The sequence below is a fragment of the Microcoleus sp. A2-C3 genome (assembly GCF_036706065.1).
Lineage (GTDB): Bacteria > Cyanobacteriota > Cyanobacteriia > Cyanobacteriales > Microcoleaceae > Microcoleus.
The window spans coordinates 15,239-41,813 of record NZ_JAUBVX010000003.1 but is presented as its reverse complement, the minus strand read 5'-3'; the positions used below and the strand labels follow the sequence as shown (position 1 = coordinate 41,813).

Annotated in this window: 31 protein-coding genes and 2 tRNA genes; 22 read left to right on the top strand and 11 right to left on the bottom strand. The window is 47.3% G+C overall.

Annotation, left to right across the window (positions count from 1 at the left end; translation table 11 throughout):
- The first annotated feature begins 495 nt into the window (after window positions 1-495).
- From QUB66_RS02990 to QUB66_RS02965, 6 genes are all read left to right on the top strand, one after another.
- Window positions 496-999 (top strand): hypothetical protein, encoded by a 504-nt coding sequence (locus QUB66_RS02990; RefSeq protein WP_332965989.1) that lies wholly within the window; start codon window positions 496-498, stop codon window positions 997-999.
- Between the two features lie 101 nt (window positions 1,000-1,100).
- Window positions 1,101-1,415, top strand: a complete 315-nt coding sequence (locus QUB66_RS02985) for a translation initiation factor (RefSeq protein ID WP_265236514.1) — start codon at window positions 1,101-1,103, stop codon at window positions 1,413-1,415.
- Window positions 1,416-1,606: 191 nt separating this feature from the next.
- Window positions 1,607-2,296, top strand: coding sequence for a hypothetical protein (locus QUB66_RS02980; protein ID WP_332965991.1), 690 nt, complete (start codon window positions 1,607-1,609; stop codon window positions 2,294-2,296).
- 28 nt (window positions 2,297-2,324) lie between these two features.
- Window positions 2,325-2,411, top strand: a tRNA-Arg gene (locus QUB66_RS02975).
- A 204-nt stretch (window positions 2,412-2,615) separates the two neighbouring features.
- The gene (locus QUB66_RS02970; RefSeq protein ID WP_332971194.1) at window positions 2,616-3,452 is read left to right on the top strand and encodes a KilA-N domain-containing protein; all 837 of its coding nucleotides are present in this window, start codon (window positions 2,616-2,618) and stop codon (window positions 3,450-3,452) included.
- 25 nt (window positions 3,453-3,477) lie between these two features.
- Window positions 3,478-4,857, top strand: coding sequence for an RNA-guided endonuclease InsQ/TnpB family protein (locus QUB66_RS02965; protein ID WP_332965995.1), 1,380 nt, complete (start codon window positions 3,478-3,480; stop codon window positions 4,855-4,857).
- A gap of 131 nt (window positions 4,858-4,988) precedes the next feature.
- On the opposite strand, the gene QUB66_RS02960 is transcribed toward QUB66_RS02965, so the two are convergent.
- Together QUB66_RS02960 and QUB66_RS02955 are read right to left on the bottom strand one after the other, a co-directional pair.
- Window positions 4,989-5,073: transfer RNA gene (locus tag QUB66_RS02960), tRNA-Ser, on the bottom strand.
- Between the two features lie 34 nt (window positions 5,074-5,107).
- Window positions 5,108-6,022 carry a TIGR04168 family protein gene (locus QUB66_RS02955; protein ID WP_265236516.1) on the bottom strand — a complete coding sequence of 305 codons (915 nt, stop codon included), beginning with the start codon at window positions 6,020-6,022 and terminating at the stop codon, window positions 5,108-5,110.
- Window positions 6,023-6,240: 218 nt separating this feature from the next.
- Between QUB66_RS02955 and nadA the strand changes: the two genes are divergently transcribed.
- The 5 genes from nadA to QUB66_RS02930 all read left to right on the top strand — a co-directional run bounded on the left by nadA (window position 6,241) and on the right by QUB66_RS02930 (window position 10,115).
- Window positions 6,241-7,209 carry a quinolinate synthase NadA gene (gene nadA, locus QUB66_RS02950; protein ID WP_332965996.1) on the top strand — a complete coding sequence of 323 codons (969 nt, stop codon included), beginning with the start codon at window positions 6,241-6,243 and terminating at the stop codon, window positions 7,207-7,209.
- Window positions 7,210-7,533: 324 nt separating this feature from the next.
- On the top strand, window positions 7,534-8,151 hold the full coding sequence (locus QUB66_RS02945) for a TIGR04282 family arsenosugar biosynthesis glycosyltransferase (RefSeq protein ID WP_332965997.1): 618 nt from the start codon (window positions 7,534-7,536) through the stop codon (window positions 8,149-8,151).
- A 449-nt stretch (window positions 8,152-8,600) separates the two neighbouring features.
- Window positions 8,601-9,317: a TIGR04283 family arsenosugar biosynthesis glycosyltransferase gene (locus QUB66_RS02940; protein WP_265236522.1), complete on the top strand. Its 717-nt coding sequence runs from the start codon at window positions 8,601-8,603 to the stop codon at window positions 9,315-9,317.
- Window positions 9,318-9,431: 114 nt separating this feature from the next.
- Window positions 9,432-9,941 (top strand): photosystem I reaction center protein subunit XI, encoded by a 510-nt coding sequence (locus tag QUB66_RS02935; protein ID WP_265236524.1) that lies wholly within the window; start codon window positions 9,432-9,434, stop codon window positions 9,939-9,941.
- Between the two features lie 57 nt (window positions 9,942-9,998).
- Window positions 9,999-10,115 carry a photosystem I reaction center subunit VIII gene (locus QUB66_RS02930; RefSeq protein ID WP_194063327.1) on the top strand — a complete coding sequence of 39 codons (117 nt, stop codon included), beginning with the start codon at window positions 9,999-10,001 and terminating at the stop codon, window positions 10,113-10,115.
- A 66-nt stretch (window positions 10,116-10,181) separates the two neighbouring features.
- Here the strand turns inward: QUB66_RS02930 and QUB66_RS02925 are convergent, their stop codons facing one another.
- Complete coding sequence (locus QUB66_RS02925) at window positions 10,182-10,415, bottom strand: hypothetical protein (RefSeq protein ID WP_265236527.1); 234 nt, start codon at window positions 10,413-10,415, stop codon at window positions 10,182-10,184.
- Window positions 10,416-10,451: 36 nt separating this feature from the next.
- Between QUB66_RS02925 and QUB66_RS02920 the strand changes: the two genes are divergently transcribed.
- The 3 genes from QUB66_RS02920 to QUB66_RS02910 all read left to right on the top strand — a co-directional run bounded on the left by QUB66_RS02920 (window position 10,452) and on the right by QUB66_RS02910 (window position 12,738).
- Complete coding sequence (locus QUB66_RS02920) at window positions 10,452-11,006, top strand: hypothetical protein (RefSeq protein ID WP_332965998.1); 555 nt, start codon at window positions 10,452-10,454, stop codon at window positions 11,004-11,006.
- A gap of 136 nt (window positions 11,007-11,142) precedes the next feature.
- On the top strand, window positions 11,143-12,030 hold the full coding sequence (locus QUB66_RS02915) for a hypothetical protein (protein ID WP_332965999.1): 888 nt from the start codon (window positions 11,143-11,145) through the stop codon (window positions 12,028-12,030).
- Window positions 12,031-12,162: 132 nt separating this feature from the next.
- The gene (locus QUB66_RS02910) at window positions 12,163-12,738 is read left to right on the top strand and encodes a DUF2996 domain-containing protein (protein ID WP_265236532.1); all 576 of its coding nucleotides are present in this window, start codon (window positions 12,163-12,165) and stop codon (window positions 12,736-12,738) included.
- A 186-nt stretch (window positions 12,739-12,924) separates the two neighbouring features.
- Here QUB66_RS02910 and QUB66_RS02905 read toward each other — a convergent pair whose 3' ends face one another.
- From QUB66_RS02905 to QUB66_RS02895, 3 genes are all read right to left on the bottom strand, one after another.
- Window positions 12,925-13,737: an alpha/beta fold hydrolase gene (locus tag QUB66_RS02905; protein WP_265236534.1), complete on the bottom strand. Its 813-nt coding sequence runs from the start codon at window positions 13,735-13,737 to the stop codon at window positions 12,925-12,927.
- Between the two features lie 115 nt (window positions 13,738-13,852).
- Entirely contained in the window at window positions 13,853-14,008 is a 156-nt protein-coding gene (locus tag QUB66_RS02900; protein ID WP_332966000.1) for a hypothetical protein, read from the bottom strand.
- Window positions 13,977-14,702, bottom strand: a complete 726-nt coding sequence (locus QUB66_RS02895) for a lysophospholipid acyltransferase family protein (RefSeq protein WP_265236538.1) — start codon at window positions 14,700-14,702, stop codon at window positions 13,977-13,979. Before QUB66_RS02895 ends, QUB66_RS02900 begins: the two co-directional genes overlap by 32 nt.
- A 411-nt stretch (window positions 14,703-15,113) precedes the next feature.
- On the opposite strand from QUB66_RS02895, the gene QUB66_RS02890 reads away from it, so the two are divergent.
- The 5 genes from QUB66_RS02890 (at window position 15,114) to QUB66_RS02870 (ending at window position 18,226) form a co-directional block, all read left to right on the top strand.
- On the top strand, window positions 15,114-15,428 hold the full coding sequence (locus QUB66_RS02890; RefSeq protein ID WP_265236540.1) for a hypothetical protein: 315 nt from the start codon (window positions 15,114-15,116) through the stop codon (window positions 15,426-15,428).
- 127 nt (window positions 15,429-15,555) lie between these two features.
- Entirely contained in the window at window positions 15,556-17,283 is a 1,728-nt protein-coding gene (locus QUB66_RS02885; protein WP_332966031.1) for a succinate dehydrogenase/fumarate reductase flavoprotein subunit, read from the top strand.
- Window positions 17,284-17,440: 157 nt separating this feature from the next.
- Complete coding sequence (locus QUB66_RS02880) at window positions 17,441-17,686, top strand: hypothetical protein (protein ID WP_265236542.1); 246 nt, start codon at window positions 17,441-17,443, stop codon at window positions 17,684-17,686.
- Complete coding sequence (locus QUB66_RS02875; RefSeq protein ID WP_265236544.1) at window positions 17,679-18,023, top strand: hypothetical protein; 345 nt, start codon at window positions 17,679-17,681, stop codon at window positions 18,021-18,023. Before QUB66_RS02880 ends, QUB66_RS02875 begins: the two co-directional genes overlap by 8 nt.
- Window positions 18,020-18,226 carry a hypothetical protein gene (locus tag QUB66_RS02870; RefSeq protein WP_265236545.1) on the top strand — a complete coding sequence of 69 codons (207 nt, stop codon included), beginning with the start codon at window positions 18,020-18,022 and terminating at the stop codon, window positions 18,224-18,226. Before QUB66_RS02875 ends, QUB66_RS02870 begins: the two co-directional genes overlap by 4 nt.
- A 22-nt stretch (window positions 18,227-18,248) precedes the next feature.
- Here QUB66_RS02870 and QUB66_RS02865 read toward each other — a convergent pair whose 3' ends face one another.
- Window positions 18,249-19,133 (bottom strand): Uma2 family endonuclease, encoded by an 885-nt coding sequence (locus tag QUB66_RS02865; protein WP_332966003.1) that lies wholly within the window; start codon window positions 19,131-19,133, stop codon window positions 18,249-18,251.
- Between the two features lie 261 nt (window positions 19,134-19,394).
- The gene (locus QUB66_RS02860) at window positions 19,395-20,327 is read right to left on the bottom strand and encodes a tetratricopeptide repeat protein (protein WP_265236548.1); all 933 of its coding nucleotides are present in this window, start codon (window positions 20,325-20,327) and stop codon (window positions 19,395-19,397) included.
- 405 nt (window positions 20,328-20,732) lie between these two features.
- Between QUB66_RS02860 and QUB66_RS02855 the strand changes: the two genes are divergently transcribed.
- A complete protein-coding gene (locus QUB66_RS02855) occupies window positions 20,733-21,005 on the top strand; it encodes a hypothetical protein (protein WP_332966006.1) in 273 nt (90 codons plus the stop codon).
- Window positions 21,006-21,044: 39 nt separating this feature from the next.
- The gene (locus QUB66_RS02850) at window positions 21,045-22,316 is read left to right on the top strand and encodes a hypothetical protein (protein ID WP_265236552.1); all 1,272 of its coding nucleotides are present in this window, start codon (window positions 21,045-21,047) and stop codon (window positions 22,314-22,316) included.
- Between the two features lie 78 nt (window positions 22,317-22,394).
- Here QUB66_RS02850 and QUB66_RS02845 read toward each other — a convergent pair whose 3' ends face one another.
- Window positions 22,395-23,570 (bottom strand): homocysteine biosynthesis protein, encoded by a 1,176-nt coding sequence (locus QUB66_RS02845; RefSeq protein ID WP_265236553.1) that lies wholly within the window; start codon window positions 23,568-23,570, stop codon window positions 22,395-22,397.
- 160 nt (window positions 23,571-23,730) lie between these two features.
- Here QUB66_RS02845 and QUB66_RS02840 point away from each other — a divergent pair, with 160 nt between their 5' ends.
- The gene (locus tag QUB66_RS02840) at window positions 23,731-24,357 is read left to right on the top strand and encodes a Uma2 family endonuclease (RefSeq protein WP_265236554.1); all 627 of its coding nucleotides are present in this window, start codon (window positions 23,731-23,733) and stop codon (window positions 24,355-24,357) included.
- Between the two features lie 131 nt (window positions 24,358-24,488).
- Here the strand turns inward: QUB66_RS02840 and QUB66_RS02835 are convergent, their stop codons facing one another.
- Both QUB66_RS02835 and QUB66_RS02830 read right to left on the bottom strand, forming a co-directional pair.
- Window positions 24,489-25,661 (bottom strand): AI-2E family transporter, encoded by a 1,173-nt coding sequence (locus QUB66_RS02835; RefSeq protein WP_265236555.1) that lies wholly within the window; start codon window positions 25,659-25,661, stop codon window positions 24,489-24,491.
- 123 nt (window positions 25,662-25,784) lie between these two features.
- Entirely contained in the window at window positions 25,785-26,402 is a 618-nt protein-coding gene (locus tag QUB66_RS02830; RefSeq protein WP_332966009.1) for a Uma2 family endonuclease, read from the bottom strand.
- Between the last annotated feature and the right edge of the window lie 173 nt (window positions 26,403-26,575).

The window sequence follows — 26,575 nt, the reverse complement described above, 5'->3', positions numbered from 1 at the left end:
TATCCGAAAAGCTCCGGCGGCTTTCTCTTGCGGTTAATTATTAATACAGGAGTGCGATCGACATCTCCAGAATTTCCACAAAAAAATTGCCTGCATCTGAGACAAGCAGGGATGCGCAATTAAATCCCGCCTTCTCTCCCTCGCCAGTGCTGCTTTCGGTTTCGGACTCGCCCCGTCCGCCTGCTTCACTTCGCTTTCAGCCGTCTACCCACAAACGGAATTTATTTTTACCAGAGAGCGCGCATTTACATATACCTGCGGACTGAAATAACAGAAACTTTATTTATATCCCTGGCATGAGTAAATCTTAGAAAAATTTGAGGATGATTAAAGAGAAATGCAATACCGTACCTGCGCTGTTATAAGTTCTCAGCAACTACTTTTGTCAAAATTGCTTTGAGAAATTCATTTACTTACAAAACGGTTGGCAGCAGCTCAGGTTCCTCAACCTCGCCAGAACACACCCACCTGTAATCCCGACCATTTGGAGCCGCAATGAACACAATCAAACTCGAACCCAAAAGATCGCGCTTCATGGCTCTGCTGCTGACAACGCTGCTGACCTTTCCGTTTTTGAGTGCTTGCGGTTCTAGCCAGCAAAGTTCCACTCCCCCGCCTCCTGTTGACGACACTCGCGCTGGCTCAGTGCAAACTAATCGCGGCCCTAGTCCTACGCCCGAAGCAAAAAAAGGCTTGAACAATGCTCAAAAAGTAGGGATTACTTTAGTAGGAGCAGCAGCCCTTTACTACCTCTACCGCCAGCACCAAAACAAGCAAGAACAGGGGCCGCAGGGAAAATATTACCTTTCCAAAAACGGTCGCGTTTACTACCGCGATGCCCAGAATCGCGCTCACTGGGTAACGCCCCCGCCTGAAGGAATTAAAGTTCCAGAGTCCGAGGCAGCGCGTTACCGCGATTTCCAGGGGTACAACAACCAAACTACTGGCCGAGACCTCAGAAGCTTACCTGAAGCTACAAGTCCTGTTCCGGCACAGTAATCAAACAATTTTAGATTGCCGATTTGAGATTTTCCATAAAATCTGGAATTCCCAATCTACAACAGCAGTTTTTCAACACATAAATAAAGAGGAACTTGATCATGGTAGATGGATTTTTGCGGAAGTTAAAAGATGCGATCGTCGGGCCAGACAACGAGCAAGTCGATCCTGATGCCAATTATGACGATCGCCAAAATCCCGGACAGTTCGGCAACGTGCGTCCGGCCAGCGAAGACCCCTATGGCGACCCGGCCGACAACGTAGCGGGTGCCGGACAGTTCGGCAACGTGCGTCCGGCCAGCGAAGACCCCTATGGCGACCCGGCCGACAACGTAGCGGATGCCGGACAGTTCGGCAACGTGCGTCCGGCCAGCGAAGACCCCTACGGCGACCCGGCTGATGAGGAAACAGTTTGAGTTTGAGCGACTTAGCTAGAAAAATTACCCGGTAAGCAACATCACCCCTGCGGGGGTGTTTTTTTTTGGAAATACCAGCGGTATGTCATGTTATTTAAAGAGCAAAAAATATTTACATTCTTTTCTTGTTTTGCTTTTTTAATTCTTTTTGTTGTGTTATCATCTGAGCAGCACAGAAAATTTTAGGAGCTATGGCACAGGATGTTGGCCGGGAACAGCACGTTAAATGGCTCAAAGAGCAAATTGCCCAGCAGAAGTCGGAACTTGCTGAAATAGAGGCGAAAGCTTTACAACTAAAAGCAAGTATTGTTTATTACGAGGGTATGCTGGCGCTGGTAGTTAGTGATGAAGTGGCATTAACACTCACAGATGTGTTTTCCGAAACAGAAGCACTGACTTTGAATGGGAGCCAAGTAGCTTCAACAAGTTCTCTGGGTGCAGACGAACATCTCAAAGGAGGTATACCCAATGTTAATCTTGCTTCTCAAGATGCCAGTCTTGAAAAAGCAAGCTCTCAAAACAGACATCAGCGCAACCCTGTAGAGATGAAGCGTCCTCAGTACGTGGGGCTGACCTTTGCAGAATCCATAGAAAAGATTTTGAACGATAGTCAAGAGCCTATGCAAGTCGATCGGATTGTCGAAGCCATATTTGACGCGCCATCTGAAGAGGAATTTTGGCGAGCCAAAAACTCCTTGAGCGTAGAATTACGTCGGGGTGCAGATCCACAATTTAAAAGGTGGAAGAAGCTTAATCGATATACTTATGCTTCAAATTCGTTTAACGAACAATCAGGGTCAAATAGTGCTAGCACCATGATGACGACACCGCAAATGAGATTTTCTTCGTTAATAAACAGTGGCGATTCTTTGAGTTCCTAGTTCAAAGTATCGCCGCTGCATTTTACTTGGGGATGTGGCGGAACAGGAGAACGCATCCGGCTCCTAACCGGATAACCTGCCAGGGTTTTTGTGGGTTCGAGTCCCACCATCCCCACAGATAACGAACTTGCTCGGTAGTGGCTTTGGGTTATACACCTGAGCTGCAAGAATTTAATTTCTTGCGGTCTAGAGTTTCTTGTGCTTTTATCATAGCACATTTGTCAACCCTTAGCTACTACCACACGGTCACAAATATGTCAAGAGTGTTTTTGATTTTAGTGGAGGGTTTTTCAATATGGGCAAATTACGGAGTTACAGTATGGACTACAAAGGTTTTGCAATTCATCGTCAGCATAACGGTGGGCTAGTGTGTCTGACTGATATGTGGAGGGCTGCCGGGTCTGTCAAATCTCAGAAGGCAGATTATTGGCTTCAGCAGGAGGACACCTGTCATCTGCTGTTGCATTTTGTACTGGAAGCCAAGCCTGAGTTAAAATCTATCCTAGATAGAATTCTGGAAGCCAAGCCAACATCAGGTTGTAGAACTCAGGCCTACAGACATTGGGCAAAACAAGTTAAGCAAGTAGCTATTGATACTGGCTTGATTACCATCAAGAGAGGCAGTGCTAATGGTTGTGGAACTTACGCGATCGACAAATTAGCTATTGATTACGCTAAGTCATTGTCTCCAGAGTTCTATGTGTGGGTACTCGCTGCTGTCAAAGAACGAATTGAAGAGGATGCTGACCCAGAGCTTGGCATTCGCCGCAGTCGGCAGCGCGCAGTTAAGAATTGGGAAAAACAAGGCAAAAGCCCTGAATATATTGGAGCCCGTCTTGACTCCATTCCCAAAGAAGACCACTATGAGGCTGTTTTGTCTGAACATGGAGTTAAGGTTCCAAGCCACTTTGGTATCTGCAAGGCGAACGTGTATCAACCGATTATTGGTCGTACCCAAGATTTCCGAGCAGAAAGAGGACTAAAAAAAGGACAAAACTGCAAAGATGGTATGACAATGGAGGAACTGGCTGCTACAGATTTTGCCAAAGTTCTCAGTGCCAAGCGGATCAACACGCTCAATCCTAATGGGGTGAACTCATGCGCTAGCATCTCCCACTCCACAGCGCAGCAAGTTGCTAATCTGCTAAATCAGTAGCCCCGTTAACTTAAGACAGTACACTATGCTACTTGCTTACGTTTACAAGCTAAATCCATCGCTCAAACAAGCTCAAACAATCGAGCGGTGGATTCATTTGCTTCGCTTGCAATACAACTTCAGAGTCAGAGAGCGGACAGAAGCCTACGAGCAAGCAAGATTTCCTCGTATGGGGAACTACTGCTTCATTGAAACTCAAGCCGAGTGTTGCCCCTTCGCTTGCTCGTTAAGCAAAGGTGCTTTGTACGGCAATCCTTGGACAGCAAAAGGCAAGAAAAGGACTCCGCTCGCTCAACAAGATGCCAATTTGGTTGACTTGAAGCAGGAGCGTCCTTGGTACAGAGAAATCTATCACCATGTTTTGCAACAAATGCTGAAACAGGTTGATGCTGCTTTTGGGCGTTTTTTCCGAGGATTCGGCAAATATCCGAAAACAAAGTGGCAGGGTAAATTTCGCTCTTTCACCTACCCGCCTAGAGATGTCGGCTTTAAAGCGAATAAAGTCCGACTTCCCGGTATTGGCTGGATGTCGTTTTTTCAGTCCCGACCGTTTCCTAAGGGTTTCAGCATTCGTTCCGTCACTGTCCGGAAAAAAGCAGATGGCTTTTATATCTCTGTTCGGTTGCAAGATGAGTCGGTTCCAGATGTTCCAGCAGTGAATAAAGTTAAAACCGCAGTAGGAGTAGATCTGGGTATCAAGAAGCTAATGTCTCTGAGTACGGGACAAACCATTGTCAATCCCAGGTTTTACAAGCGGACGGAACGGAAGCGGAAGCGACTAAACCGTGCTGTCAGCCGCAAGGTTTTGCGTTCGGGCCGCAGAAGAAAAGCCAGCCAGCGCTTAGCAAGATTGGAACAAAAAGTTGCCAATCGACGAGAGGATTACCAATGGAAGATAGCTAATAGCTTGGTCAGGCAGTTTGACCTGATTGTGTTCGAGAATCTTAACATTCAAGGCATGATGGCACGCTGCAAACCAAAGCAAGATGAGTTTGGAAATTATTTGCCGAATCGTCAGTCTGCTAAATCAGCATTGAACAAAGCCATTGCTGATGCTGCTTGGGGTTCCATAAAACAGAAAGTCAAGATTTTGTCCGAAAGGGCAGGCGTTCTGGTTCATGAAGCGGTGCCTCACTTTAGCTCTCAGGAATGCAGCGAGTGCGGGTATGTTAGTCCAACCAACCGAGATAAGGAGAAGTTTATCTGTGAAGAATGTGGGCATCATGAAGATGCCGATGTGGATGCTGCAAAAGTTATTTTGAAGCGCGGTCTGGATCGACTGGGAATCTGTTTGGATGCTGTACCGAGAGTCCCTCGGAAACAGGATAAAAGTACGCCCGAGGAGCCTGTTGGAATACAGGGAAAATCATCCGCGTTAGTGGGTGAGCCTGGGAACCCTCTCTAGTTCCAGCAATTGGAGTTATTTGAGTGGAGGGGAGTTTGAGCGATCGACTCTCAGCCTTTAGGGCTGTCAATTGAAATCAGGTGTGTCTGACCAAGTTGCGATCGTCCAAAAATTGGGCATTTTCTCAAAAACGGAGAGGGTGGGATTTGAACCCACGGAACCTTTCGGTTCACTCGATTTCAAGTCGAGCGCATTCGACCACTCTGCCACCTCTCCCGGCGCATAAATTTTATCATACCAGGACTTGCCCCTAACTACAAGTAGTTGCAGATCCAGTCGGCCGATAAAGAATTTGTTCTCTTTCCACCGCGAAATCTTCCCCTACCCACACCAGAGATACTTCCGACACTGCTCCATTTTCTAGCAGGACGATCGAGAAATTGCGCAGTTTCGAGCACTCTCTCTCCACAATTCGCGGTACGCTGGCCGCATTCAAATACACCGTACCCTCAGCACTCACCAGTGACTTCCGCCACTCTTTTTTGATGTGTCGCAGTTGGTGGTGCATATGACCAAAAGTTACCAGAGGTATGTGCTTTCCCGAACTCCGAGTTCGATCGATCGCCTCCGCAAAATCCGGGTCGCCCCAATCCCCCCCTAACGGCTTCCAATCTCGCCCGCAGGGGTCTTCAGGAGCCTCTCCCAGCCCCTTCGGGCCCGTATGACCCAAAAAAATCACATTTTCGCAGTCAGCATCCGCCGCAGCCCCTGCAATGCGTCTGGCAGACTCCTCAAAACTTTCTACCCCAAACCACTCCGAGTAAAAATCCCCGTACTTCCACTCCGATCCCCCCCAAGTAAACGGGCGGCTTCCCACCACAGTTACGCCCAATTCTGGAAAATCTCGCTTCCCGTAACCGACGTGGGCTTCCCCCATTAAATCTAACTGCTGTTTGACTCGATTCTCAAGAGTGCGATCGTAAGGGCACTGACTGCGGCCCCAATCCGTCGCCGTGTACCAAGCATCATGGTTCCCAAACACTGCGGCTTTCGGAATGTCCAAAGATGCGATCGCCCGCACCACCTCCACCGACTCATTGCCAAAATCCCCCACAAACAGCACCAAATCAACGCCCAGATGCTTCAGGGCCTCGCCGTCTTCTGGTTCCCAGTGATCGTGAACGTCCCCCACCACGGCAATTTTGATAGATTTAGTCTGATTCATTTGATTTGTCATGTGCGATCGATCCCTAGCCCCTTCTTATTATCAGCATAAGAAACAGCGACCAATTTTTGCACTCTCCCCCAGCCATTTTTAGATTTTAGATTTTAGATTTTAGATTAATTCAACCCAACCACCCGCTTACCACCATTTTTGGTGAATTCAACTATAATTCAAATACACTTGAGTCTAGCCGCCACCTTCCCCGGAATATTCTAACTGTGTTTACCACCGCACCAGCTCCGAATTTTACTCAAACCAGACTGCCCGACGACTTGTTTGCAGCAATTAACGCCCTCAAACAAGAGTTAAACGCCGTCATTCTCGCCCACTATTACCAAGACTCCGACATTCAAGACATCGCAGACTTCATTGGCGACTCCCTCGAACTTGCCCGCAAAGCCGCCAACACCAACGCCGATGTCATAGTTTTTGCCGGAGTTCATTTCATGGCAGAAACCGCCAAAATCCTCAATCCAGACAAATTAGTATTATTGCCAGACTTAAATGCAGGTTGTTCCCTCGCCGACAGTTGCCCGCCCGAAGCCTTTGCAGCATTCAAAGCCGATCGACCAAAACACTTAGTTATTTCCTACATTAACTGTACTGCTGAAATTAAGGCAATGAGCGACATAATTTGCACCAGCTCCAACGCCGTTAAAATTGTCAACCAAATTCCCGAAAATCAGCCAATAATCTTTGGGCCCGATCGCAATCTCGGCCGCTACGTCATGGAACAAAGCGGTAGACACATGGAACTTTGGCAAGGAGCCTGCATCGTCCACGAAAACTTCTCAGAAAAAAAGATAGTTCAACTCAAAATCGAAAATCCCGAAGCCGAAATCATCGCCCACCCAGAATGCGAACCTCCCGTACTTCGCCACGCGAATTATATCGGTTCCACCACAGCTTTGCTCAAATATTCTCAATCCAGTTCCAGCCAAGCTTTTATTGTGGCGACTGAACCGGGAATCATTCACCAAATGCAAAAGCAAACACCGCACAAACGCTTTATTCCCGCTCCTCCCAACAATAATAGTTGTGCTTGCAACGAATGCCCGCACATGAGATTAAATACCTTGGAAAAATTGTATCTAGCTATGAAAAATAAAACCCCCGAAATTACCATGTCCCAAGAGCTGCAACTAGCGGCGTTGCAACCCATCCAACGAATGCTAGAAATGAGCTAACCGTCAATAAGTAATTTTTAGTTAATCTATTGTAGGGTGTATTGGGCGCGACGATTAACTTAAGTCACCAACAAACAAATCTTAAACCGCGCCCAACACACCAATATTCATCAGCAATCCGTGCATCATTTGTCCATTTTTCATTTTCTATTCCTCTGCAACGAAAGCGGTTCATTCCTTGAAAAATTAGGAGCGATAAATGATTCCAGTTTCACAAGGAAATGCAACTTTAGGCAAGAACCAAACCCTTAACTGATAAGTCATTCCCAATTCCCAATTCCCAATTCCCAATTCCCAATTCCCAATTCCCAATTGTCAAATGGTATGATTCCAGAAAAACTGATGGTTTTCACCCGCTATCCCGAACCGGGAAAAACCAAAACTCGACTAATTCCCGTGCTGGGAGAAACAGGCGCTGCCAACCTGCACCGCTTGATGGCCCAAAAGGCGATCGCCGGTGGCATCTCTCTCCAAAACTCCCGCCGACTATCCGTTGAAATTCACCACACAGGCGGCAGCCAACAACAGATGCAAGACTGGTTGGGAAGCGATATTATTTATCAAAATCAAATAGACGGCGATTTGGGTGCAAGAATGACAGCCGCGTTTCAAAAGTCTTTTAATTCAGGGGTAGACAAAGCTGTAATTATCGGCACTGATTGTCCTGCGTTGAAAGCAGAAATCATCGCACAAGCTTTTGACAAACTTAGCCAGCACGATTTAGTTTTGGGCCCAGCAAAAGACGGCGGTTATTATCTGATCGGGCTGCGGCGATCAATACCGGAATTGTTCAGGGGCATTAACTGGGGAACCAGTGAGGTATTTGCTGCTACGCGGGCGATCGCCCAAAATCTTGATCTCAATATTGCTAATCTTCCCACTCTTGCAGATATCGATCTACCAGAGGATTTACTCGGTTTAGATATGAATATCTTGAAATAACTAAACTATATTTAATGGATTTAATAAATCAGAAATTCTCATAGTTGATTGATTAAAAATACTTGATTGTGTAACCACAAGGTCATAATATAGTAAGTGTATTTGTCTAACCAAATGCACTGGTTAGACAGCGCTTGCGACAATAGTCGCAGGCGCGAGAAAAAGCAAATAATTAGCAAAAAATTACCAGAAAGAATTGGTTTAAAGCCTGAACCCTGATCGGGAGAAATTAAAATCAGACTCTTCATTGCTTCAATCCTCTTCCTTCCACGTAAAGTGCTGTCAACTGTCAACTGTCAACTGTCAACTGAACGATCAGTTTTGTACAAAGTCTACCCTGGCACGTTAATGCTGAATGTGAGGGCGGGTTAAGCGTAAAAAATTAGCAAATAACAGATAAGCTTTGTACAAAACCCGCCATTTCTCTTTCAAGTGGTGATCAATTCTCTATGTCGCCCGAAAATCTCAATCTCAAAATTTCCATTATCATTCCAGCCTTAAACGAAGCACCTACGATCGCCTCTGTCATCTGCACCGCCCAAAATGCCAAAAATGTTGAAATCATTGTCGCCGACGGCGGTAGCAGCGATCGCACCGCAGATATAGCGCAATCTTTAGGCGTGCGAGTTATCTCCACCGCGCGAGGTCGTGCTGCTCAAATGAATGCAGGTGCCGCCTCCGCTACTGGTGATATTCTGCTGTTCCTCCACGCCGACACTCTTTTGCCTTGTGGGTACGACTCTGGCGCACGCCTCGCACTAGCAAAACCGGAAACAGTAGGGGGGGCTTACTCACTCAAGATTGATGCCCCTCAGCACTGTCTGCGGCTGGTAGAAATAGGGGTAAACTGGCGATCGCGCTTTCTGCAAATGCCCTACGGCGACCAAGCCATTTTCCTCACCGCAGCTACCTTTGACAAAATCGGCGGTTTTCCCGACTTACCCCTGATGGAAGACTTTGAATTCGTGCGCCGATTGAAAAAACAAGGTCGCATCGAAATAGTGCCACAGCCCCTGTTCACATCCGCCCGCCGCTGGCAGCAGCTTGGGGTCATCCAAACCACCGTCATCAATCAAATAGTAATTATTGCTTATTTTTTCGGAGTACCGCCCGATCGACTCGCTTTCTGGTATAAGAGACAAAAGAAAAATTCTTCCGAAAACTAAAGAATAGTGAACTTTTCTAAAGCTAGCTGCCAATTATGCAAATAGGAAACCCGTCCCTGCGTAAAATATGACTTGAACGCCTCAAAATTTACGCACAGCGAGGAAAAAGAGAATATGGCCGATCCCAGAGATGCAGAACTTATTAAACCCTTTAACGGCGACCCCTTCACGGGTCATCTAGCAACTCCCATCAGTGCTTCTGATTTCACAAAAGCATTTATCGGGAACTTGCCAATCTACCGCAAAGGACTCTCGCCCCTAGTTCGAGGTCTAGAAATCGGTTTGGCACACGGTTATTTCCTCGTCGGCCCCGAAATCGTCTTCGGACCCCTGCGGGATTATCCAGAAGCAGCTAATCTCGGGGGACTAATTACAGCCCTCGTGATAGTTCTGCTCGGCACACTAGGTATGTCTGCCTACGGTTTGGTCTCTTTCCAGCAAGACAACATCAGCTACCCCAGTGCTAATCCCATGACTCCCGATTCCCTCAGAAATGCTGAAGGATGGAGCCAATTGACCGCTGGTTTCTTCATTGGCGGCATGAGCGGCGTCTTTGCTGCCTACTTCTTGCTCGAAAACTTTAATGGCGTTGATGCCATTTTCCGGGGTTTAGTCAACAATTAGACTCCACTCCTCGATATCCCTGTTGGAACACGCTAACTTTAGTTTGGAGAATTTGACATGACAGGTACCTACGCTGCTTCTTTCTTGCCTTGGATTTTGATTCCGGTCGTTTGCTGGCTGATGCCAGTTGTGGTAATGGGTTTGTTGTTTATCCACATTGAAAGCGACGCCTGAGCTTTACCTGCTGAGCAACACCGAAGTTGGAAGACAGACAACTGCTCTGAAACTTCTCTCCTAAATCTAGGGAAAATCAGAAAAAATTGTTTTGAGATTGCTGGTAATTAGGAAATTTGCTTTCTTTACCCCAACCCCCAGACTCGACTGTCTGGAGCAATCCTTCTGTCTTCTTCCATCTGAATTCGCCATTGCCAAAAATCCTCTGCCTTGCGGGCAGAGGATTTTTTTACAAATATTTTTATCCCGCAGGCACAAATCACCCGATCGCACAAGACAAATTGCGAAGTCGTGAGTCACAATTGTAATCGGAAAGTATCTGATAAGGAGACAACGATGCCATTTCCATCCGCGCGCAAAATCTTAGCTCCATTTCTGATGTCGGTACTCCTGTTAGTAACCGCCTGCGGTCAAACCCAAGCCCCATCCCGCTGGGACAAAGCTCAGCAGGAAAGCACCCAAACACCTGGTAAAGCCAAGCAGACAACTGCTGATAAATCAACTGCTCAAAATCCCAACCTGCCCAAGAAGGCTGTAGATGGTAGCAAGTTAAATAAATACTTCCCGTCATCCGGCGGCGGATTCAATCGCGTCTTTGCTCAAGAAAAATCAGGTTTTGCTGAAGCTAAGTTGAACAAAGGCGGTAAAAATGTCGCCATGCTCTCGATTAACGACATCGCCGGCAACCCCTCAGCAGGGACAAAATTCCAGCAAAGTACCAAGAAAATTGGCGGCTATCCTGCCGTCAATCAGGGTGCTAATATCACTGCTGTGTTAGTGGCAAATCGCTATCAGGTGAAAGTTCAATCCCGCGATCCCTCTTTTACCGCTAGCGATCGCGAAGCTTGGCTGTCAAAATTTAACCTGGGCGGCCTTGCTAGTGTTAAATAGCAATGTCTCTAGTCAAACTCCGCGCTCGACTACAGTCTGGCGCTATCACAACTTGCGTCTCCCACAATGAGACTGTGAAGTTTTTGTCATCTGCCAAAAGTAATACCTTTGATTTCTGTTCAACAAGGAGTTTTTTGTGAGCAAAACAGTCTTTGAATTAGTCGATCAACTACCTAAAGACAACATGACTGTCAAAGCCCTCCGAGCCCTTGACTTTGTGGTTCCCGGCGAGTGGAACAATTTAGTTGGTTTTGAAAATACGATTCGCACCGTTACTGGCGAAACAGACGAAGATCTGATCCAGCAAATTGGCGATCGGGCGATCACCCTCTACAACGATAAAGCTGAAGGCTACCAACGCGCTCTCTGGCTCTACCAAACCATCGACAGTGCCTCCGGTGCCCTAGGCGCGGCTGCTATGGCCAACAAAGTATCCGAAAATGTCCCGTTTTTGGGCTTCCTCGGCAATCTCACCCCGAAACCAGAAAAAGCTCAGACGATCGACCTTTCTTTGAAATTAGTCACCGAATTGCTGGCTTTTTGCCAAATCAATGGGCTTCCGGGCGATAGCATCGGCGATTTTGCCGGAGCTTTGGGAGACTACGGCGGTGAATCCCTGATGCGGATGGCTGCTTTGGTTTGTTTCGATGGTTTGATTCCCCTGGGCCCGGACTTTATTATGGCCACTCAGTCTTGGATTCAACGCCTTTCCCCGCAAGATTTGCAAGATAATGTGGCGTTTAAGTCGATCGGCGGCATGATTCCTGGTGGTAATCCCGCTGGCCAACTCGGCTTTATCGGCGAAAGCTTTAACTCGGTTTCTGGCTGGATGGGCTCTTTTGTGAGCGATCGAGGTTTGACTCCCGAAAACGTACTCGGCCACTTGCAGAATTTTGTGGAAATTTCTGCCGATAAGGTGGACTATGTGGGCGCATTCCTCGACATTTCTACCAACTACTACGAACACACCGGCGTTCAAACTCTCGCCCGCCGTTTGATTGAACGAGCTGTCGCTGAGATTTAGAATAGTCATTAGTCATTAGTCATTAGTCATTAGTTATTAGTCAGAGCCTCTGATCGTCCCGAAGAGAGAGCTTGAGTCTGCTAACTAATGACTACTGACTCCTCTACTCATCACTTTTAACAGGAAGCGTTAATGTCAGAAGAACCGAAAAATCCAACCGCTGGCGACTCCGAAACTCCCAGTGATGCGATCGAGAACGCCCCGACAAGTTCCGACGCACCGCAGACAGGCGACTTACCAAGCGCTGACAAACCTGCGGCTGCTGCTAAAAAGCCCGCAGCCAAAGCTGACGGCGACAAGCCCCCAGCTAAAGCTAAAAAGGAAAAAGCACCTGCTGTTGAAGACAAGCCCTTTGCGGAATTTATTCAACAAGATTATTTGCCCGCCTTGCAAACTGCTTTAACTAAACAGGGTGTTAAGGATTTAGAGGTAAATTTTGCTAAGCAAAAACTCCCCGTTGCTGGCATGAGTTCCGCCGGAGATTGCTGGCAGGTAATTGGTAAATTTCAAGCAGGTCAGCGCCAATTTAACCTGTATTTTCCTCAAGAAAATATTCAAAGTCAAAGAGCGTTTTCCTGCGCTGAAAATAACACAAAAACCAGCACTTTAGAGCCTTTTTTGATTGATGAACGCAAGATTACGTTAGACCTCATGGTCTTTGGTGTCGTCCAGCGGCTTAATGCTCAAAAATGGCTGAATCTTAATTAGTCATTGGTCATTAGTCATTGGTCATTAGTCATCAGTCATTAGTAGCTTGTCTCCCGATACTTGCTAATGACTGTAAGAGGGGTATATTTAGATATAAACTTTACCGATAGCCCACTCTGTAATTTTGTCGCTACTGACTAATGACTACTGACTACTGACTACTGACCAATGACCAATGACCAATGACTAATGACTGCTGACTAATGACAGATTTTCTTCAGATTCAGTCAAAAAATTGTGAGCTTGCACGATCGCATAAAGGTCTACATCTGTTTCTAACAAACAAGCATGACCGCTGTTAGCCAGCATCACCATTTCAGCATTCGGAATTACCTTGACTAAAAGCTTCGCTTCTGCTAAAGAAGGCAACAGGCGATCGGCACCACTAGCAATTACTAACGTCGGCTGTTCGATCGCACGCAACTGATTTTCGTCAACATCAAACGATCGCACTAACGCCAATCTCCACACAGACGTGTTTTGCGGTACTGCTTGCATCGCCTCTAGCAAAGCGCGCCGATCGTCGCGCGCAATCTTTCCCAACGATGCTAACATCGGCAACAGACCGATTACCGACAGCGGATAAAGGTTCGCCGGCAGCCACTGAGTCAAGTACGAACCCCACTGCACCCAAGGCTGCTGTCGGAAGGAAGAAGCTGGATTGACTAAAATTAGTCGATCGCACAATTGGGGCGCTTCTAAAACAATTTTCATCGCCAAACAGCCCCCAAAGGACTCGCCGCACAGATAAACTGACCGCTGATTGGCTTCCTTTTCTGCTGCAATTAAGGCAATTGTTTCCGTCACAAGTACCTCCCAACTAGCCATGTCGTCAGCAGGTAAAGTTAAGCAGCGAATGTCAAAATGATTTGCTAATTTAGCAATTTGCGGCCGCAGCAGTAAACCGCTACCATCCATACCCGGTAAAAATACAAATAAAGGGCGATCGCCTTTCGGCGGTTTGGGGGTTAGAAAACGAACCTTGTTAGCATTTGGCATGATTAAAATCAGAAATTAAATTGTATGAACTCTATCAGTCGGGGATTGCTGTCAAAAATAGGGGATAATCAGAGAGCAAGAACAATCAATTAAAACATCAGACGAATCTGGAATCTTAAACCAGGAAGCGACTAAGAATCAGCCGAGGACGGCGACACAAGGACAATGCAAGCCCAAATCGAAAATTTATTCCCTCTTCCTTCTTCCCTCTTCCTTCTTCCTTCTTCCTTCTTCCTTCTTTACAAACACCCTCGATCGAGTAATTGTGCAATTTCTCCCTGACAGTGTTCTGTAAGTTCCGCCACAACTACTTTGGCTTGTTTCCCTCGATACTGCTGCTGTCGATCGACTGTAATCCAGTAAGGGCGGCCGATTAAAACATTAACTCGTTGATAAACTATCACAGGATGCCACCCAGGGCGATCGAACAAAGGTTCCGAAGGATCGAACAAACTCAGTAATTTCAGCGGTAAACCCGATCGCACCGACTCTTCCTCCATCGAAGCAATCGCCACCGGCAACACCGCCAAATCCCGCACCGGCGCCCGCAAAGCCAAATGAGCAAATCCCCGCTGAAACTTCCCCATAGTATTCGGTTGAGTAAAATTCACCATCGGTTCTGCACCCTCTGGAAACACCCCCACCATTTCCCCACTTTGTAGCAGGGCTGTCGCTTGTGAGAAAAAATGCTGCTGTCGTTGCTCCGGTGCTTCCAACGGGAAAGCCCCAAAAGTCGTGACAACTTCCCGAATCACCGGAACTTGACCCATGTAGTGATGACAAGCAAACCGGATCGATCGACCCAAAGCCGCCGTCAGCAGCACAGGATCTAAAAAACTGCGATGATTGCTCACTACCAGTACCGGACTCTCTTGCGGAATCCGCTGCTGGTGGTGTACAAACATCTGTGTTCCCACACCAGCCAGGAAACAGCGCGAAATCAGCAATGTGCGATCGGAAGACATGGGCGAAAAGACAGGTGCGACGCTACAAAAATTTATTCCATACCCATGCAGCTTAACATTACTTTACAAAAACGGCGATCGGTCAAAAAGTAGACTTTCCCCTTGTACCTTGGTTTCGTAGTCCTCGACGCACGGGTTGCCAGAAACCGGGTTTTTTGCGAAAATACTTCGTATAGCCCGCCAAAACAGTAAAAAACCCGGTTTCTTTGTCGGAGTGCGTAAGTCTTGTTTCGGCAAAATTTTCCAATCAGAAACAAAAATTCATAAAGTCTTGTTGCAAGTTCTATAAAGAATGTTTAAAACAGCGCCAAAAGCAAGTTGCAGCAGCTAAAATTATAGATTCACAGTCAGTATTGACAGGCTGTCAAAGTATTTTTCGACAAGTCGTAATAGCAATCTCCCGAGGCATCAATGGATAACATTCAGAACTATCGCCTTAAATGTACCCTCACCTTTGGCGACATTTACGGTCAAATCATTATTTGGCTGATAGTCATCTTCCTGAGTCTAGCGTCAGCACTCGCCCTCTGGAGCAGCGCCCGCCAAATCTACGCCTTGGCTACCGTCGGCTTGATTTTAGTGCTTTCTCTGCCCTTTTTGCTGTTTGCTTTCGTTACCACTCTGCTCAATAACATTGAAGTGCTTTCGGTAGACCCCGCCACCGAAGATCAACCTTCTGCAACGGGAAATCAGTCGAATCAGAGGTCTGTCGAACTCCTCGGCTAGTTCAATTTGAAATTTTAGACTTGGATTTTCGATCCCAATCAAAAGTTAAAAACTTCCCGATCTTTTGGTAGGAAGTTTTTTTTTGCGTCACGATAAGTTGAGGAGAACACTCAACATTATTCAAAAAATGCTAGAACACGACGTAATCATTGTAGGCGGCGGTTTAGCAGGCTGCCGCGCAGCCGTGGAAATTGCCAGAACTGACCCCACTTTAAAGGTAGCTGTTGTTGCCAAAACTCACCCGATTCGATCGCACTCCGTCGCAGCCCAAGGCGGCATGGCCTCCAGCCTGCAAAACGTCGATCCCGAAGATAGTTGGAAAGCCCACGCCTTCGACACAGTAAAAGGTTCAGACTATTTAGCCGACCAAGATGCAGTAGAAATCCTCACCCGCGAAGCACCAGGTGTAGTCATCGATTTAGAACACATGGGAGTCCTCTTCTCCCGCCTTCCAGACGGCAGAATTGCCCAGCGCGCTTTCGGCGGACATTCCCACAACCGCACCTGCTACGCCGCCGACAAAACCGGTCACGCTATCCTCCACGAATTAGTCAACAATCTGCGCCGCTGTGGAGTGCACATTTATCAGGAGTGGTACGTCACGCGCCTGATTTTGGAAGCAGGTCAAGCCAAGGGCGTGGTTATGTTCAACCTGATAGACGGCGAAATTGCCGTGGTACGCGCTAAGGCGGTGATGTTTGCTACGGGGGGTTACGGTCGGGTTTACAACACCACCTCGAACGATTACGCCTCGACTGGTGACGGTTTGGCGATGGCGGCGATGGCTGGATTGCCGCTGGAAGATATGGAGTTTGTGCAGTTTCACCCGACGGGTTTGTATCCGGTGGGAGTGTTGATTTCCGAGGCTGTGCGGGGCGAAGGGGCTTATTTGATCAATTCGGAGGGCGATCGATTTATGGCCAATTATGCCCCGTCGCGGATGGAATTAGCGCCTAGGGACATTACATCGCGATCGATTTCCCTAGAAATTCGTGCAGGCCGAGGAATTAATCTCGATGGTAGTGCAGGCGGCCCCTTTATTTACCTCGATTTGCGGCACATGGGACGCGAAAAAATCATGAGCAAAATACCTTTTGCTTGGGAAGAAGCCCACCGCTTGTTAGGAATTGATTCTGTCAACCAACCGATGCCCGTCCGCCCGACTGCTCACTATTCAATGGGCGGAATTCCAACTAATATTGATGGGCAAGTTCGCAGCAGTGCTGACAGTTTGGTAGATGGTTTCTTTGCCGCCGGCGAAGCAGCTTGCGTCTCAGTTCACGGCGCTAACCGTTTGGGCAGCAATTCGCTATTGGAATGCGTAGTTTACGGCAAAGTTACTGGCGCAACTATAGCACAATTTGTCCAAAATCGCAAGTTGCCCGCAGTAGATGAACAGCGTTATATCCAGGAAGCCCAAGAGCAAATTCAAGCACTTGTAGACCGTCCCGGACAATACCGCATCAATCAAGTGCGGCAAAAGTTCCAAGATACGATGACCGAGTATTGCGGAGTATTTCGCAGCGCCGAATTGATGCAGGAAGGTTTGCATAAATTGGAGCAATTAGAAAAACAATATCAAGAAGTTTACTTGGATGACAAGGGTAAATCTTGGAATACGGAAATTGTAGAAGCTTTGGAATTGCGGAGTTTAATAATTGTCGGAAAAATGATTTTAACTTCTGCTTTGAACCGGCAGGAAAGTCGGGGTGCTCATTCGCGGGAAGATTTTACTCAGCGGGATGATGAGAAGTTTTTGAAGCATACGCTGGCCTATTATTCGCCTGCGGGAATCGATTTGGCTTATATGCCGGTGGCGATTACGATGTTTGAGCCGCAGGAGCGGAAGTATTAATTTGTAGGGTGTGTCAGCCCTCAATAAATTTTGTTTTTTACATGATTTTTCACTGGCTGACGCACCCTACTTACTGTTGATTTTATAAGTTATAAGTGCTAACATATCATAAATTAGGCTAAAAAAAGTTATCGTAATTCTAAGTAGCTAAAAACACATGAGTAAAACGACACAGACATCTCAATTCCAGCAAGCTCTTGAAGCTGTAGAAGTTTTATCACTAGAAGATCAAGCCATGCTTCTCGATATTCTTCAGAATCGTCTGCGACAACAGCGACGAAATGAATTACTCAAAGAAGTGGCAGAAGTTCGTCAAGAGTATGCTGAAGGCGATGTTAAATTTGGTTTGACAGCCGATTTTATGGTTGATTTGGATGAGAGTGAGGAGAAAGTGCATGGCTGATTTGCCTAATCAAACTATTACAATTATCCTAGAATTACAGCGCCGACTTGTGCAGCTAATCAATCAAGCAGGAGCAACAGAACTATCTGTTTTTGAAATATTTGGAGAAACCGAGGCAACTGCTTCTGTACTAGAACAACTGACAAACATCAGAGAACGAGCTACCTCTTCCTATTCTCGCCTTTATAACCTGCTGCTGCGAATTTCTGAATTTCAGCCGATCGCTCCTACTGCTACCATAGAACTACTGACTCAAACGATAGAACAAGCTGAAGCTACAGCCGAGGCCGGAGAAGCTACTGTCCGAGAAGCTAAAAGTGATTGGAACCTACTATGACTCAACAACCGCAACCAGAACCAGAAAAAGTTAAGCAGACAGTTGCTAAAATGCGCGAAGTCTGTCGGCAGTTTGATAGTCTTAATTTTGCACTTGATGAACTGATTGCCCAGATAGAAGCAGATATTCGGAATAGTCCTCTCACAGCTTATCGTTTAGGGAAAGCCAAGTCTGTGCCTCAGCCTGCGGAGTCAGAAAGTTAGTGGTTTGGAACTGGTATCCCTATCAAGCATCCTCCGCAACTTCCTCCACCGATAAACCTAACGCCTCCGCCACCTGTTCGGCACTCAAACCCATTCCCAACAACCGGGGAATTGCAGCCCTTCTTGCTTGAAATTCAGCTTGTCGCGCCTGTTCTGCTTGCTGTCTTGCTTGTTCTGCACACTCGGCTATTTCCCGCTGTTGTTCTCCCCGCAATCTCTCCAATTCTGCCCTTTCATCGCCAATCAATAGCAAATTACCTTCCTCATCCCACCAGCGCAGCCACAGCATCTCTTGATTTTGATAACTTCCTTGCCAAAGTCCCAATTCTACGCCTAAAAGTACGATCGCAAAATGACCCCGCTCGTTAAGTTCTAACAGCCGATAATACCCGTCAATTAACCGATAAACTTCTAATCTGCCGCTGTTAATTTCGTAGATGCCATAATAGGGGATTCGCATCACCTGTTCGTAAACCCAAAACTTTCCCGGTTTCGTTAACAGCCCTTCATCGGTGCGCGATAAAGGAGTGCGATCGCGCTCTTCATCGCCATTCCCGCTCGCAAATTCCAACGCAATTAACGGTGCTATGTGTTCCCGCCACAGCACGTAGGAACGGCGAATTTGACCGTCTAAATTCGGAGGTACATTAGGAACATAAAACCAGTCAGGAGCTTCTGCACCTTTCTCCGCCGGCTCGGTTTCTCGCCAGTAAATACCGCAGTCTTGACCGATCGCATATTGTCCGTCAGGATGCCGCTGCTGCAAAATCGGGCCGATCGAATCTGTTAAAATTAAGCTTTGCGGGTGCTCCTGAAAATTTTTCACAAAAGTACCATCCGACTCTGGTAATTGAGTGTGGTCGCCAAAAGCAGGAGGTAGAACAACGCGATCGACGCTTTGGGTCATAATTCCCTCCGAGGTCTTACCTAATTGGTAATTAGTAATCGGTAATCGGTAACAGGAAGCTCCGCGCGAGGGCTTAGAAACCCGGTTTCTTCAAGTATCCTTGCTCAACCAAGATTTATCGTATAAACCGGGTTTCTTTTCGTAAGTCCTGCGTATTTGGGAAGAAAGCGAGTAGTTTTGAGTTTTAAGTATCAAGTTTTTCACTTAAAAGTCTGGGGCGGGCACTCACAGACACCGCCCCGTATCCGCTCAAAACTTTCCTTAAGGTGTAGGTAGCGCACCTTCAGGACTAGGAGAAGCAGCAGGCTCAGGACTAGGAGCAGCAGCCGGTGCGGGACTCGCAGTAGCCGCAGTCGAAGGCTTTGGAGCATCGCTAGCTAACTGATTAATTTGGTCTTTATAGTTAGGAGGAGCTAACTCTGTAGCTTTATCAAACAGCGTTTTTGCCTCGTCTTTTTTGCCCTGTTCCTTCAATACGATCGCATGAGCTAATGTCGGACGAAAATCTTTCGGATTCGCCTTAGCTGATTCGTCGTAAATCGCGATCGCCTCTGGGTAGCGCTTCTGCACAGCATAAACCTGCCCCAAAATCAACTGCACCGAAGTTGTATCAATACTGCCCGGTTTTACCTGATTCGCACCCGGAGCAGCCTTCAGCGTATCTTGCAGTAGTCCGATCGCAGCTTCCGGCCGTTGTTGCACCAGCAGCAAATTCACCAACCCCTGCAAAGCCTTAATTTCCCCAGGCTTAGACGCTAAAATTGACCGATAAGCCTGAGCAGCCCCTTCGCGATCTGCCGTGCGTTCCTTAGCCTGAGCCAGCAAAATCCCGTATTCAGAAGTTTCAGGATTCAGTTTAGCCAACTTTTCCAACGTCGGCACCACATCCTTAATCGCCCCCACTCCTTGTCCGATCAACTCCAGCCGCACCTGCAAAAGCCCCCGCAGAGCAGTTACATTGTCAGGTTCCCGCTGCAAAACCAATTCGTACCCCCTCACCTGATCTTGCAGCAACTGCGATTGCTTATCGTTAGATGCCGCTGTCTGAGTTGGCGTTGGAGTCGATCGACTTTGGGCTTGGCTGCTCTTAAGAATACTGTCCAAAATTGGAACCAGAGAAAATCCCACAAAAGCGATGAGCGCAAGCACCACTACCACACTAATTAACCCGCGACCCTTGTTTGTTTTTTCCATAATTCAACTATCCCAACTTAAAATCTACTATTTTCTAAGAATTAACGCATCGCCTAGGGGCATCTCGATTTAACAGATCCATGCAACCATAAAAGTTCTTAACTTCAAAGTCCCAATTCAGAAACCAGTCTTTTGCTTGCAGCTAATATGGTAACAGACCCGCAACTCCCCGCTAGCCAAACTATTTTGGACACAAAGACCCGCAGCCCCAAGGAATGTGGCTTTCGTCCAATTAGAGGGTGGTCAAGCTCAAAATTACCGAAAATATGGCGGATCAGCCCGTTAGGTAATTGGATTAAGTAAAATAGGCAAGCTACTCCAGAGAGATTGGAACGGCGCTTTGGGGATTTTCCTCAAACCATTGCGAGATATTGCCGGGTTGGATGCTTAGGTATTCAACACGCTATGTCGGGATATATCCTAGATTGTCCGGACTTGAAGTATCTGAATATCCTAAATTCTATTAGCCAGCAACGCCAGCTTTCGGGCGATCGACCGATCCGTGGGTTAGCAAACTCTCAAACTCTTTACCAACAAGGATTAGAGCAGCCAGCCAATCCGGGATCGCTCGTAGCGCAGTTGAAAGTTGGCGTTGACGGGTCAAAACCAAACTCTCCGGTGCAAGCCTCAAGTTTGGTGCTAGTAGTTTTTAAATCAGTTTCTTCAGTTTATTCCTAATTTCCCTCAAGGGATGTGTCTCCGCTGCAAGGAGTTTTTATGAACCCCTCTCCCAACCCGTCTTCCAAATCGTCCAAATCTACTTCAACTCGCAAGGCCCTGCCAAGCGAGCCAGCCGTGAATCAGCCCACAACTACAGCCTCCGTGCCCGATACACCAGACGAAAGTCCCGTGGCTTCGCCGTCGTCGGCTGCACCTGTTGACCAAAATCAACCACCAGCGACAACAGAGGCCCCAGCGCTAACAGACGCCCCAACGGACGCCCTAGCGCCAAAGGATACGCTGCAACGACCACGCTACAGTTCTGCCCTCGATCAGGACAAAACAAAGCCAAAAAACACGCCCAGCGATGCTCCTGCGCTCTCGGAGCAAGCAGCGCCTGCGAAATCTACCAGTAATACGATCGCACTCACAGTCGCACCGCCCCCAACCCCCAAGCCTGCCACTAACGAAAGTCAGGCTGATGATGACACACCCTCCGTCATGCGCCAACATCCCATTCCCCCTCCCAGCGAACCCAGACAGTACCGAGCTGTTGGTTTGGTGCGGGGCCGCTACACGCAATCTGAAGAGCAATTCACCAGAGGTATGTTGATAGCTGCCGACGGAACTGCCATCGACGCAGTTTTGCTCGGTAGAGTGATGAGTTTAGTCAAAAACCACCTGGATCTCGAACAAGAACACCTGTGGGTGGTCTATCCCCGCACCAGGCAAGAAGACGGCAATTTGCACGCCCAGATTATGGGAGTTTGGGAGCCGGAAACGCTCAAGAAACCTCCCTCTGATGAGGAAAATCAGGAAGCAGGGGAGATTGAGACTAGCGACGAAGCATCGATAGCATCTTTGCCGCCCTCGGAAGCTGATGTTGAAGATGGCTATTTTTCGATTCGAGGCGAGGTGATTTATCAATCGCTAGATGAAGAAAAGTATCTCATCGTCAAAATCAAGCAAGCTCCCCGCAAGAATGACGACAAGATGAAGTTTTTTAAGCTGAAACTCAAGGGGGATGTAGGAACAAAGGCGATCGGCTTTTTTTGGGATTTCCACGTCAAATTGAAAGCTGACAGTCTGATGATTGAGCAAGCCAATAATATTGGTGCCCTACCGATTAAAAAACGGAAATTCCCCCCTGGCAGCAAGCCGCCCGGTGGTGGCTACAAAGGAGGGGGAAACAAGCGTCCCTTTACTCCTAGGCCTAGCGGTGACGGTACTCCTATAGAACGCCCTAACATCAAGCCCGCAGCAGCAGCACCTGCTGTCCCCAAGGAACCCCTTCCTAAGCCGGTCAAGAAGCCTAAGCCCGATGAATAAGGCGATTTGAGATTTGAGATTTTGGATTAGTCTTGAACGTACTAACCTAAAATCGCCAAATCGCCAATCTCAAATCCTTTATTCAATCCTGACTTGGGCGCCCCACAAATCTTGCGGGAGAAACACTCTGTCGGTGGGTAGGGGAGCAACTGGGGCCGTGAGGGTAAATTGACCAGCTTCAATTTGCTGCTTCAATTCCAATGCTACTTGCCGCGAGAGAAACATACTCGCAAGGGGGGCAGCCCGCACGGGTTTGCCTTCGATCAGAATACGACCGGTTTTTAATTGAGCATAACTAACTAAACCGAATGTGGGACGAACGCGCCGGGGGATAGAGAAATCTACCACCGGCGCTACTATTTTTTTGTCTGATACTGCACAGTGGGCGACGACTGTTTCGTTTAAGACGGGAAAGGGGATGCCTACTCCCAGCATCAAAGATGGGCCGTAGTTTTTGAAGTAGCAGCCGCGCACCCATTTTGAGTTCATCTGTTTAGCGTCGCCGATGAGTGCGAGGGTGGCAGCCGGCCCGATGGGAGTGCCGTTGGGCTGCCGTTTTTGCAGCGGGAAGTGCTGGGTTCCTTCCCAGGTGATGTAGCCCTGAGCCCCTCCTAGCAAGATGCGGGTGCCGATGCCGATGATTTCGAGGTGGGGGTCGTTGAGCAGGGGAGACATGGCTCCCAGGCTCGAATACACGGCGTTACCGAGGTTTGGTTGCAGGGGGCCGAGGTAGGTGAACAGCGGGCGATCGCCCCCGTTAACTCCCACAATAAAGTTTTGATATGCGTTCCGGGGATTGAATAAATAAAACTGGTTGATGGTATCGCGGGTAATCGTGGTTTCAAAGGAGGCGCGGGGGTAGCAGTCTGTGACTTGCCCCAAAGCTCGCAACTGCACGGGTTTGCCGGCGATTAAGTCTTCTATGACGTGTCCGCCGCCCCGTTCCCGCGATTCTTCGCCGTCTTCGGCTACTTGGGTGGCTCCCAGGTACAGGTCTACTGCACCGAAGCCGGAATAGGCTAAAACGCCGTCTAGCCAGCACTGGCGGATTTTGATCGGGGGATCGGTATGGCCAAGGTTAATGATGGCGCCGGAGGATTCCATCGGCTCGAAGGTGCCGGTGGTGATCACATCGACTTCTTTGGCTGCTTGGCTAATGCTGGTTTCTTGGACTCTACTTTTAAGTTCTTCAATTGTCCAGACTGTGGCTTTGCCTTGGCTGATTTTATCGTTGATTTCGTCGATCGATCGCATAAGACTATTTTAGATTTTAGTTTTTAGATTTTAGTTTGGTGAAATAGGTAATGTCGATCGGGTAAATGCAGTTTTGGCGATCGGTCTCGACTTGAGAACACAGCCAAATGTTATAACAGAGATCGAGATGATCTTATAAATAACATAAGGAGCGATCGGCATGACTCAAGCGATATTAAAACCAGTCACGTTCGATGAATTTATTGACTGGTATCCTGAAAATTCCGAAAACCGTTACGAACTGCATAATGGAGCTATTGTTGAGATGCCTAAAGCCACCGGAGAACATTCAGAAGTAGCTGGCTACCTCTCCCTGAAGCTAGGGATGGAAATCGAGAGGCTGGGGTTGCCCTACTTCGTACCCAAGGAATGCGTTGTCAAAGCTGATAACGAGCGCTCTGGTTACGAACCGGATGCGATCGTTTTGGACAGACAAGGGACGAACAGCGAACCGAGATGGAAAAAGCAATCTATCATTACAATGGGTAGTTCTGTCCGGCTAATTGTCGAAGTTGTCAGTACCAATTGGCAGGATGATTACGGGCACAAATTGGTTGATTACGAAGCTTTAGGCATTTCCGAATACTGGATTGCAGACTATTTGGCACTTGGTGGCAGACGCTATATTGGCAATCCTAAACAACCTACTTTTTTTGTTCACCATTTGGTTGACGGCGAGTATCAAGTCAGTCTGTTCCGAGGGTGCGATCGAATTGTTTCGCCCACATTTCCAGAGTTAAATTTGACTGTGCAACAGATTTTTAGCGCTGGACAAGATGCGGTTTAAAATTCTAGACTACAAAATAGCGATTTATAAGAGTCAAGGATTAAAATCGCTCCTATAAAAACAAATTACGTCTGCGCGGACTAAAAAAAGGCTGCTATTTAAGCCAGATTTAGGATTAGTACAAACCTGAATTATTTATTTTCAGAATCATCATTTTCTGCACGATCGGCAATCTCTGATTTGTTTTCAGGTAACTGGTTTGACCTGATTTCGGTGACTCCTATAGATTCATATTCTTCGTGGATAGCAGAATGGATAGCTGCCAAGGTTTTAGGACTCGCATCCCACTGGTTGAGAATGTCTTTAATTAAGGCTTCCCTAATCCAAACTTGAGCGACCACGGTGAGAGGGAGGGCTAGCAACAAGCCTAAAAATCCAAAGAATGTGGCGAAGAATACTTGCGCTATTAATGTTACTGCTGGCAGCAATGATACTTGCTGTGCCATGACGTAGGGGGTGAGAATGTTGCTTTCAAACTGTTGAATTAAGAAGTAAAGGATGAGGACTAAACCTGATTTTAAAGGAGAGTCTAAAAGTGCGATAGTCATTGGCGGAATGACGCTCATAGTGGGGCCTATATTGGGAATCAAATTAAGAAATCCTGCTACTACAGCATGAGCTAGCGGTAGGGGAACTCGCAAAACTGACAGGCCAATTAAGCTCAACAAAGCAATCACACTCATGCTAATCAAAGCGCCGATGACCCATCTGCCGAGAGCTACTTCACATTCATCTAAAATACTATCGATTCGCCGCCGATAAAAAGAGGGAAATAGTTGTATAAATGCTTTGCGGTAAGAGAGGGGATCTGCTAAGGTCATCAATGTCAAAACTAAGACTAACAAAAAGCTCAGGATAACGCCTAATGTGTTGCCGACAAAGGCTCCTGCACCGCCAACAAGTTGGTTGACTAAAGGTTGCAGTTGTTGCATAATGTCGTTAACATTGAGATTGGGCAGCTTACCGATTTGTCCAGAGAAGCGACTTTCGATTTGATTTACCCAATCATTTAATCTTTCTATTCCTTGAGGGGCTCTCAGGGTCAGTTGCTGGAATTGCAGGGCGAAGGGCGGTACAATTATCAGGAACATTCCTACGAAGACGAGGAATAAAAAGCTAATTGAGAACAGTACGGCGATCGACCTTTTGAGTCGTAATTTTTTTTGTAAGTAGCGTGCTAGTCTGTTTAAGGCCGTGGCTAAGACGACGGCGGCAAACAGCAGCAGTAGGGCTTGCCTGATTTGCCAGAGGATGTAACAAGATGCGATGAGGGCTAATAAGCCCATCCACTGTCCTAGCTTCATTAGATTTTAAATATTATAACGGGGAATTGCCGGCGTTGCTTTAGGGGCTGTTGCAATCGCGTCTCTACAAGATACCTTAAATGCGATCGCACATTTACAATATACTCCTACAACGCAGCCTCTTCAATTCCCTTTGGCGAACACCTGCTGCGCTGTCAGGTTCAATTCTGGGAAAGTTGGGGACTCAATTACCTCAGCCCCTCTGAATTGTTTAACTTGGTATTCCCCGTCAATTAGTTGGTAAACCGAAAAAGTTGGTTGCTTAGGATTCCCAATGAACCGTCTACCACCCAATCCTAAATAATCTACAATCCAATATTCCTGAATACCCATCAACTCGTAGGCCTCTAGTTTGCGGGCATAATCATCCGCCCAGTTAGTGCTAGTTACTTCTACGATTAGCGGGACTGATGAACCCATCGTAATAATTGATGATTTCTCCCATCGAGGCTCGTTTCCCATTGCTTGCTCGTTGAGTACAATAATATCTGGTTCATACCCAGATTCCTCGCGGATGGGTTTGATGACAGATTCTTTGGGGATGAAGTACGGCAATTGTAGCCGTCTGATTTCAAAATTTAGATCAGCTACGAGAAAACCTGTCAGTTTAGAATGTTTGCCTGTGGCTTTTGGCATCTCAACAATCTCTCCATTGTGCAATTCGTAGTGGTATTCTGAGTTTTCAGGATACCAGTCAATGAATTCATCGAATGTTACAAATTCTGGTAGGGCTTGAATCATGGTGATGGCCTCAAGTTTGGTTGCGATGGTTGTGATGGGCAGGGATTTAGTTGCGTTTAGATAAGTGTAGCTCGATCGCGCTTCTCGATCGCACTTCTTGATTGTGTCCCTACTGCCCAGAAGTGCGATCGCTCTTTCGAGGGCAGCCTTGTCCCTAGAATTGACCTTGAGTT

What these genes read in the sequence shown, in the direction of transcription:
- QUB66_RS02850 (WP_265236552.1), top strand. Translation starts at nt 21,045, where the DNA reads ATGAACCCCTCTCCCAACCCGTCTTCCAAATCGTCCAAATCTACTTCA.
- QUB66_RS02845 (WP_265236553.1), bottom strand. Translation starts at nt 23,570, where the DNA reads ATGCGATCGATCGACGAAATCAACGATAAAATCAGCCAAGGCAAAGCC.
- QUB66_RS02840 (WP_265236554.1), top strand. Translation starts at nt 23,731, where the DNA reads ATGACTCAAGCGATATTAAAACCAGTCACGTTCGATGAATTTATTGAC.
- QUB66_RS02920 (WP_332965998.1), top strand. Translation starts at nt 10,452, where the DNA reads ATGCCATTTCCATCCGCGCGCAAAATCTTAGCTCCATTTCTGATGTCG.
- QUB66_RS02855 (WP_332966006.1), top strand. Translation starts at nt 20,733, where the DNA reads ATGTCGGGATATATCCTAGATTGTCCGGACTTGAAGTATCTGAATATC.
- QUB66_RS02940 (WP_265236522.1), top strand. Translation starts at nt 8,601, where the DNA reads ATGTCGCCCGAAAATCTCAATCTCAAAATTTCCATTATCATTCCAGCC.
- QUB66_RS02965 (WP_332965995.1), top strand. Translation starts at nt 3,478, where the DNA reads ATGCTACTTGCTTACGTTTACAAGCTAAATCCATCGCTCAAACAAGCT.
- QUB66_RS02890 (WP_265236540.1), top strand. Translation starts at nt 15,114, where the DNA reads ATGGATAACATTCAGAACTATCGCCTTAAATGTACCCTCACCTTTGGC.
- QUB66_RS02945 (WP_332965997.1), top strand. Translation starts at nt 7,534, where the DNA reads ATGATTCCAGAAAAACTGATGGTTTTCACCCGCTATCCCGAACCGGGA.
- QUB66_RS02830 (WP_332966009.1), bottom strand. Translation starts at nt 26,402, where the DNA reads ATGATTCAAGCCCTACCAGAATTTGTAACATTCGATGAATTCATTGAC.
- QUB66_RS02875 (WP_265236544.1), top strand. Translation starts at nt 17,679, where the DNA reads ATGGCTGATTTGCCTAATCAAACTATTACAATTATCCTAGAATTACAG.
- QUB66_RS02860 (WP_265236548.1), bottom strand. Translation starts at nt 20,327, where the DNA reads ATGGAAAAAACAAACAAGGGTCGCGGGTTAATTAGTGTGGTAGTGGTG.
- QUB66_RS02870 (WP_265236545.1), top strand. Translation starts at nt 18,020, where the DNA reads ATGACTCAACAACCGCAACCAGAACCAGAAAAAGTTAAGCAGACAGTT.
- QUB66_RS02905 (WP_265236534.1), bottom strand. Translation starts at nt 13,737, where the DNA reads ATGCCAAATGCTAACAAGGTTCGTTTTCTAACCCCCAAACCGCCGAAA.
- QUB66_RS02990 (WP_332965989.1), top strand. Translation starts at nt 496, where the DNA reads ATGAACACAATCAAACTCGAACCCAAAAGATCGCGCTTCATGGCTCTG.
- QUB66_RS02895 (WP_265236538.1), bottom strand. Translation starts at nt 14,702, where the DNA reads ATGTCTTCCGATCGCACATTGCTGATTTCGCGCTGTTTCCTGGCTGGT.
- QUB66_RS02970 (WP_332971194.1), top strand. Translation starts at nt 2,616, where the DNA reads ATGGACTACAAAGGTTTTGCAATTCATCGTCAGCATAACGGTGGGCTA.
- QUB66_RS02935 (WP_265236524.1), top strand. Translation starts at nt 9,432, where the DNA reads ATGGCCGATCCCAGAGATGCAGAACTTATTAAACCCTTTAACGGCGAC.
- QUB66_RS02835 (WP_265236555.1), bottom strand. Translation starts at nt 25,661, where the DNA reads ATGAAGCTAGGACAGTGGATGGGCTTATTAGCCCTCATCGCATCTTGT.
- QUB66_RS02955 (WP_265236516.1), bottom strand. Translation starts at nt 6,022, where the DNA reads ATGAATCAGACTAAATCTATCAAAATTGCCGTGGTGGGGGACGTTCAC.
- QUB66_RS02880 (WP_265236542.1), top strand. Translation starts at nt 17,441, where the DNA reads ATGAGTAAAACGACACAGACATCTCAATTCCAGCAAGCTCTTGAAGCT.
- QUB66_RS02865 (WP_332966003.1), bottom strand. Translation starts at nt 19,133, where the DNA reads ATGACCCAAAGCGTCGATCGCGTTGTTCTACCTCCTGCTTTTGGCGAC.
- QUB66_RS02985 (WP_265236514.1), top strand. Translation starts at nt 1,101, where the DNA reads ATGGTAGATGGATTTTTGCGGAAGTTAAAAGATGCGATCGTCGGGCCA.
- QUB66_RS02980 (WP_332965991.1), top strand. Translation starts at nt 1,607, where the DNA reads ATGGCACAGGATGTTGGCCGGGAACAGCACGTTAAATGGCTCAAAGAG.
- QUB66_RS02885 (WP_332966031.1), top strand. Translation starts at nt 15,556, where the DNA reads ATGCTAGAACACGACGTAATCATTGTAGGCGGCGGTTTAGCAGGCTGC.
- QUB66_RS02930 (WP_194063327.1), top strand. Translation starts at nt 9,999, where the DNA reads ATGACAGGTACCTACGCTGCTTCTTTCTTGCCTTGGATTTTGATTCCG.
- QUB66_RS02910 (WP_265236532.1), top strand. Translation starts at nt 12,163, where the DNA reads ATGTCAGAAGAACCGAAAAATCCAACCGCTGGCGACTCCGAAACTCCC.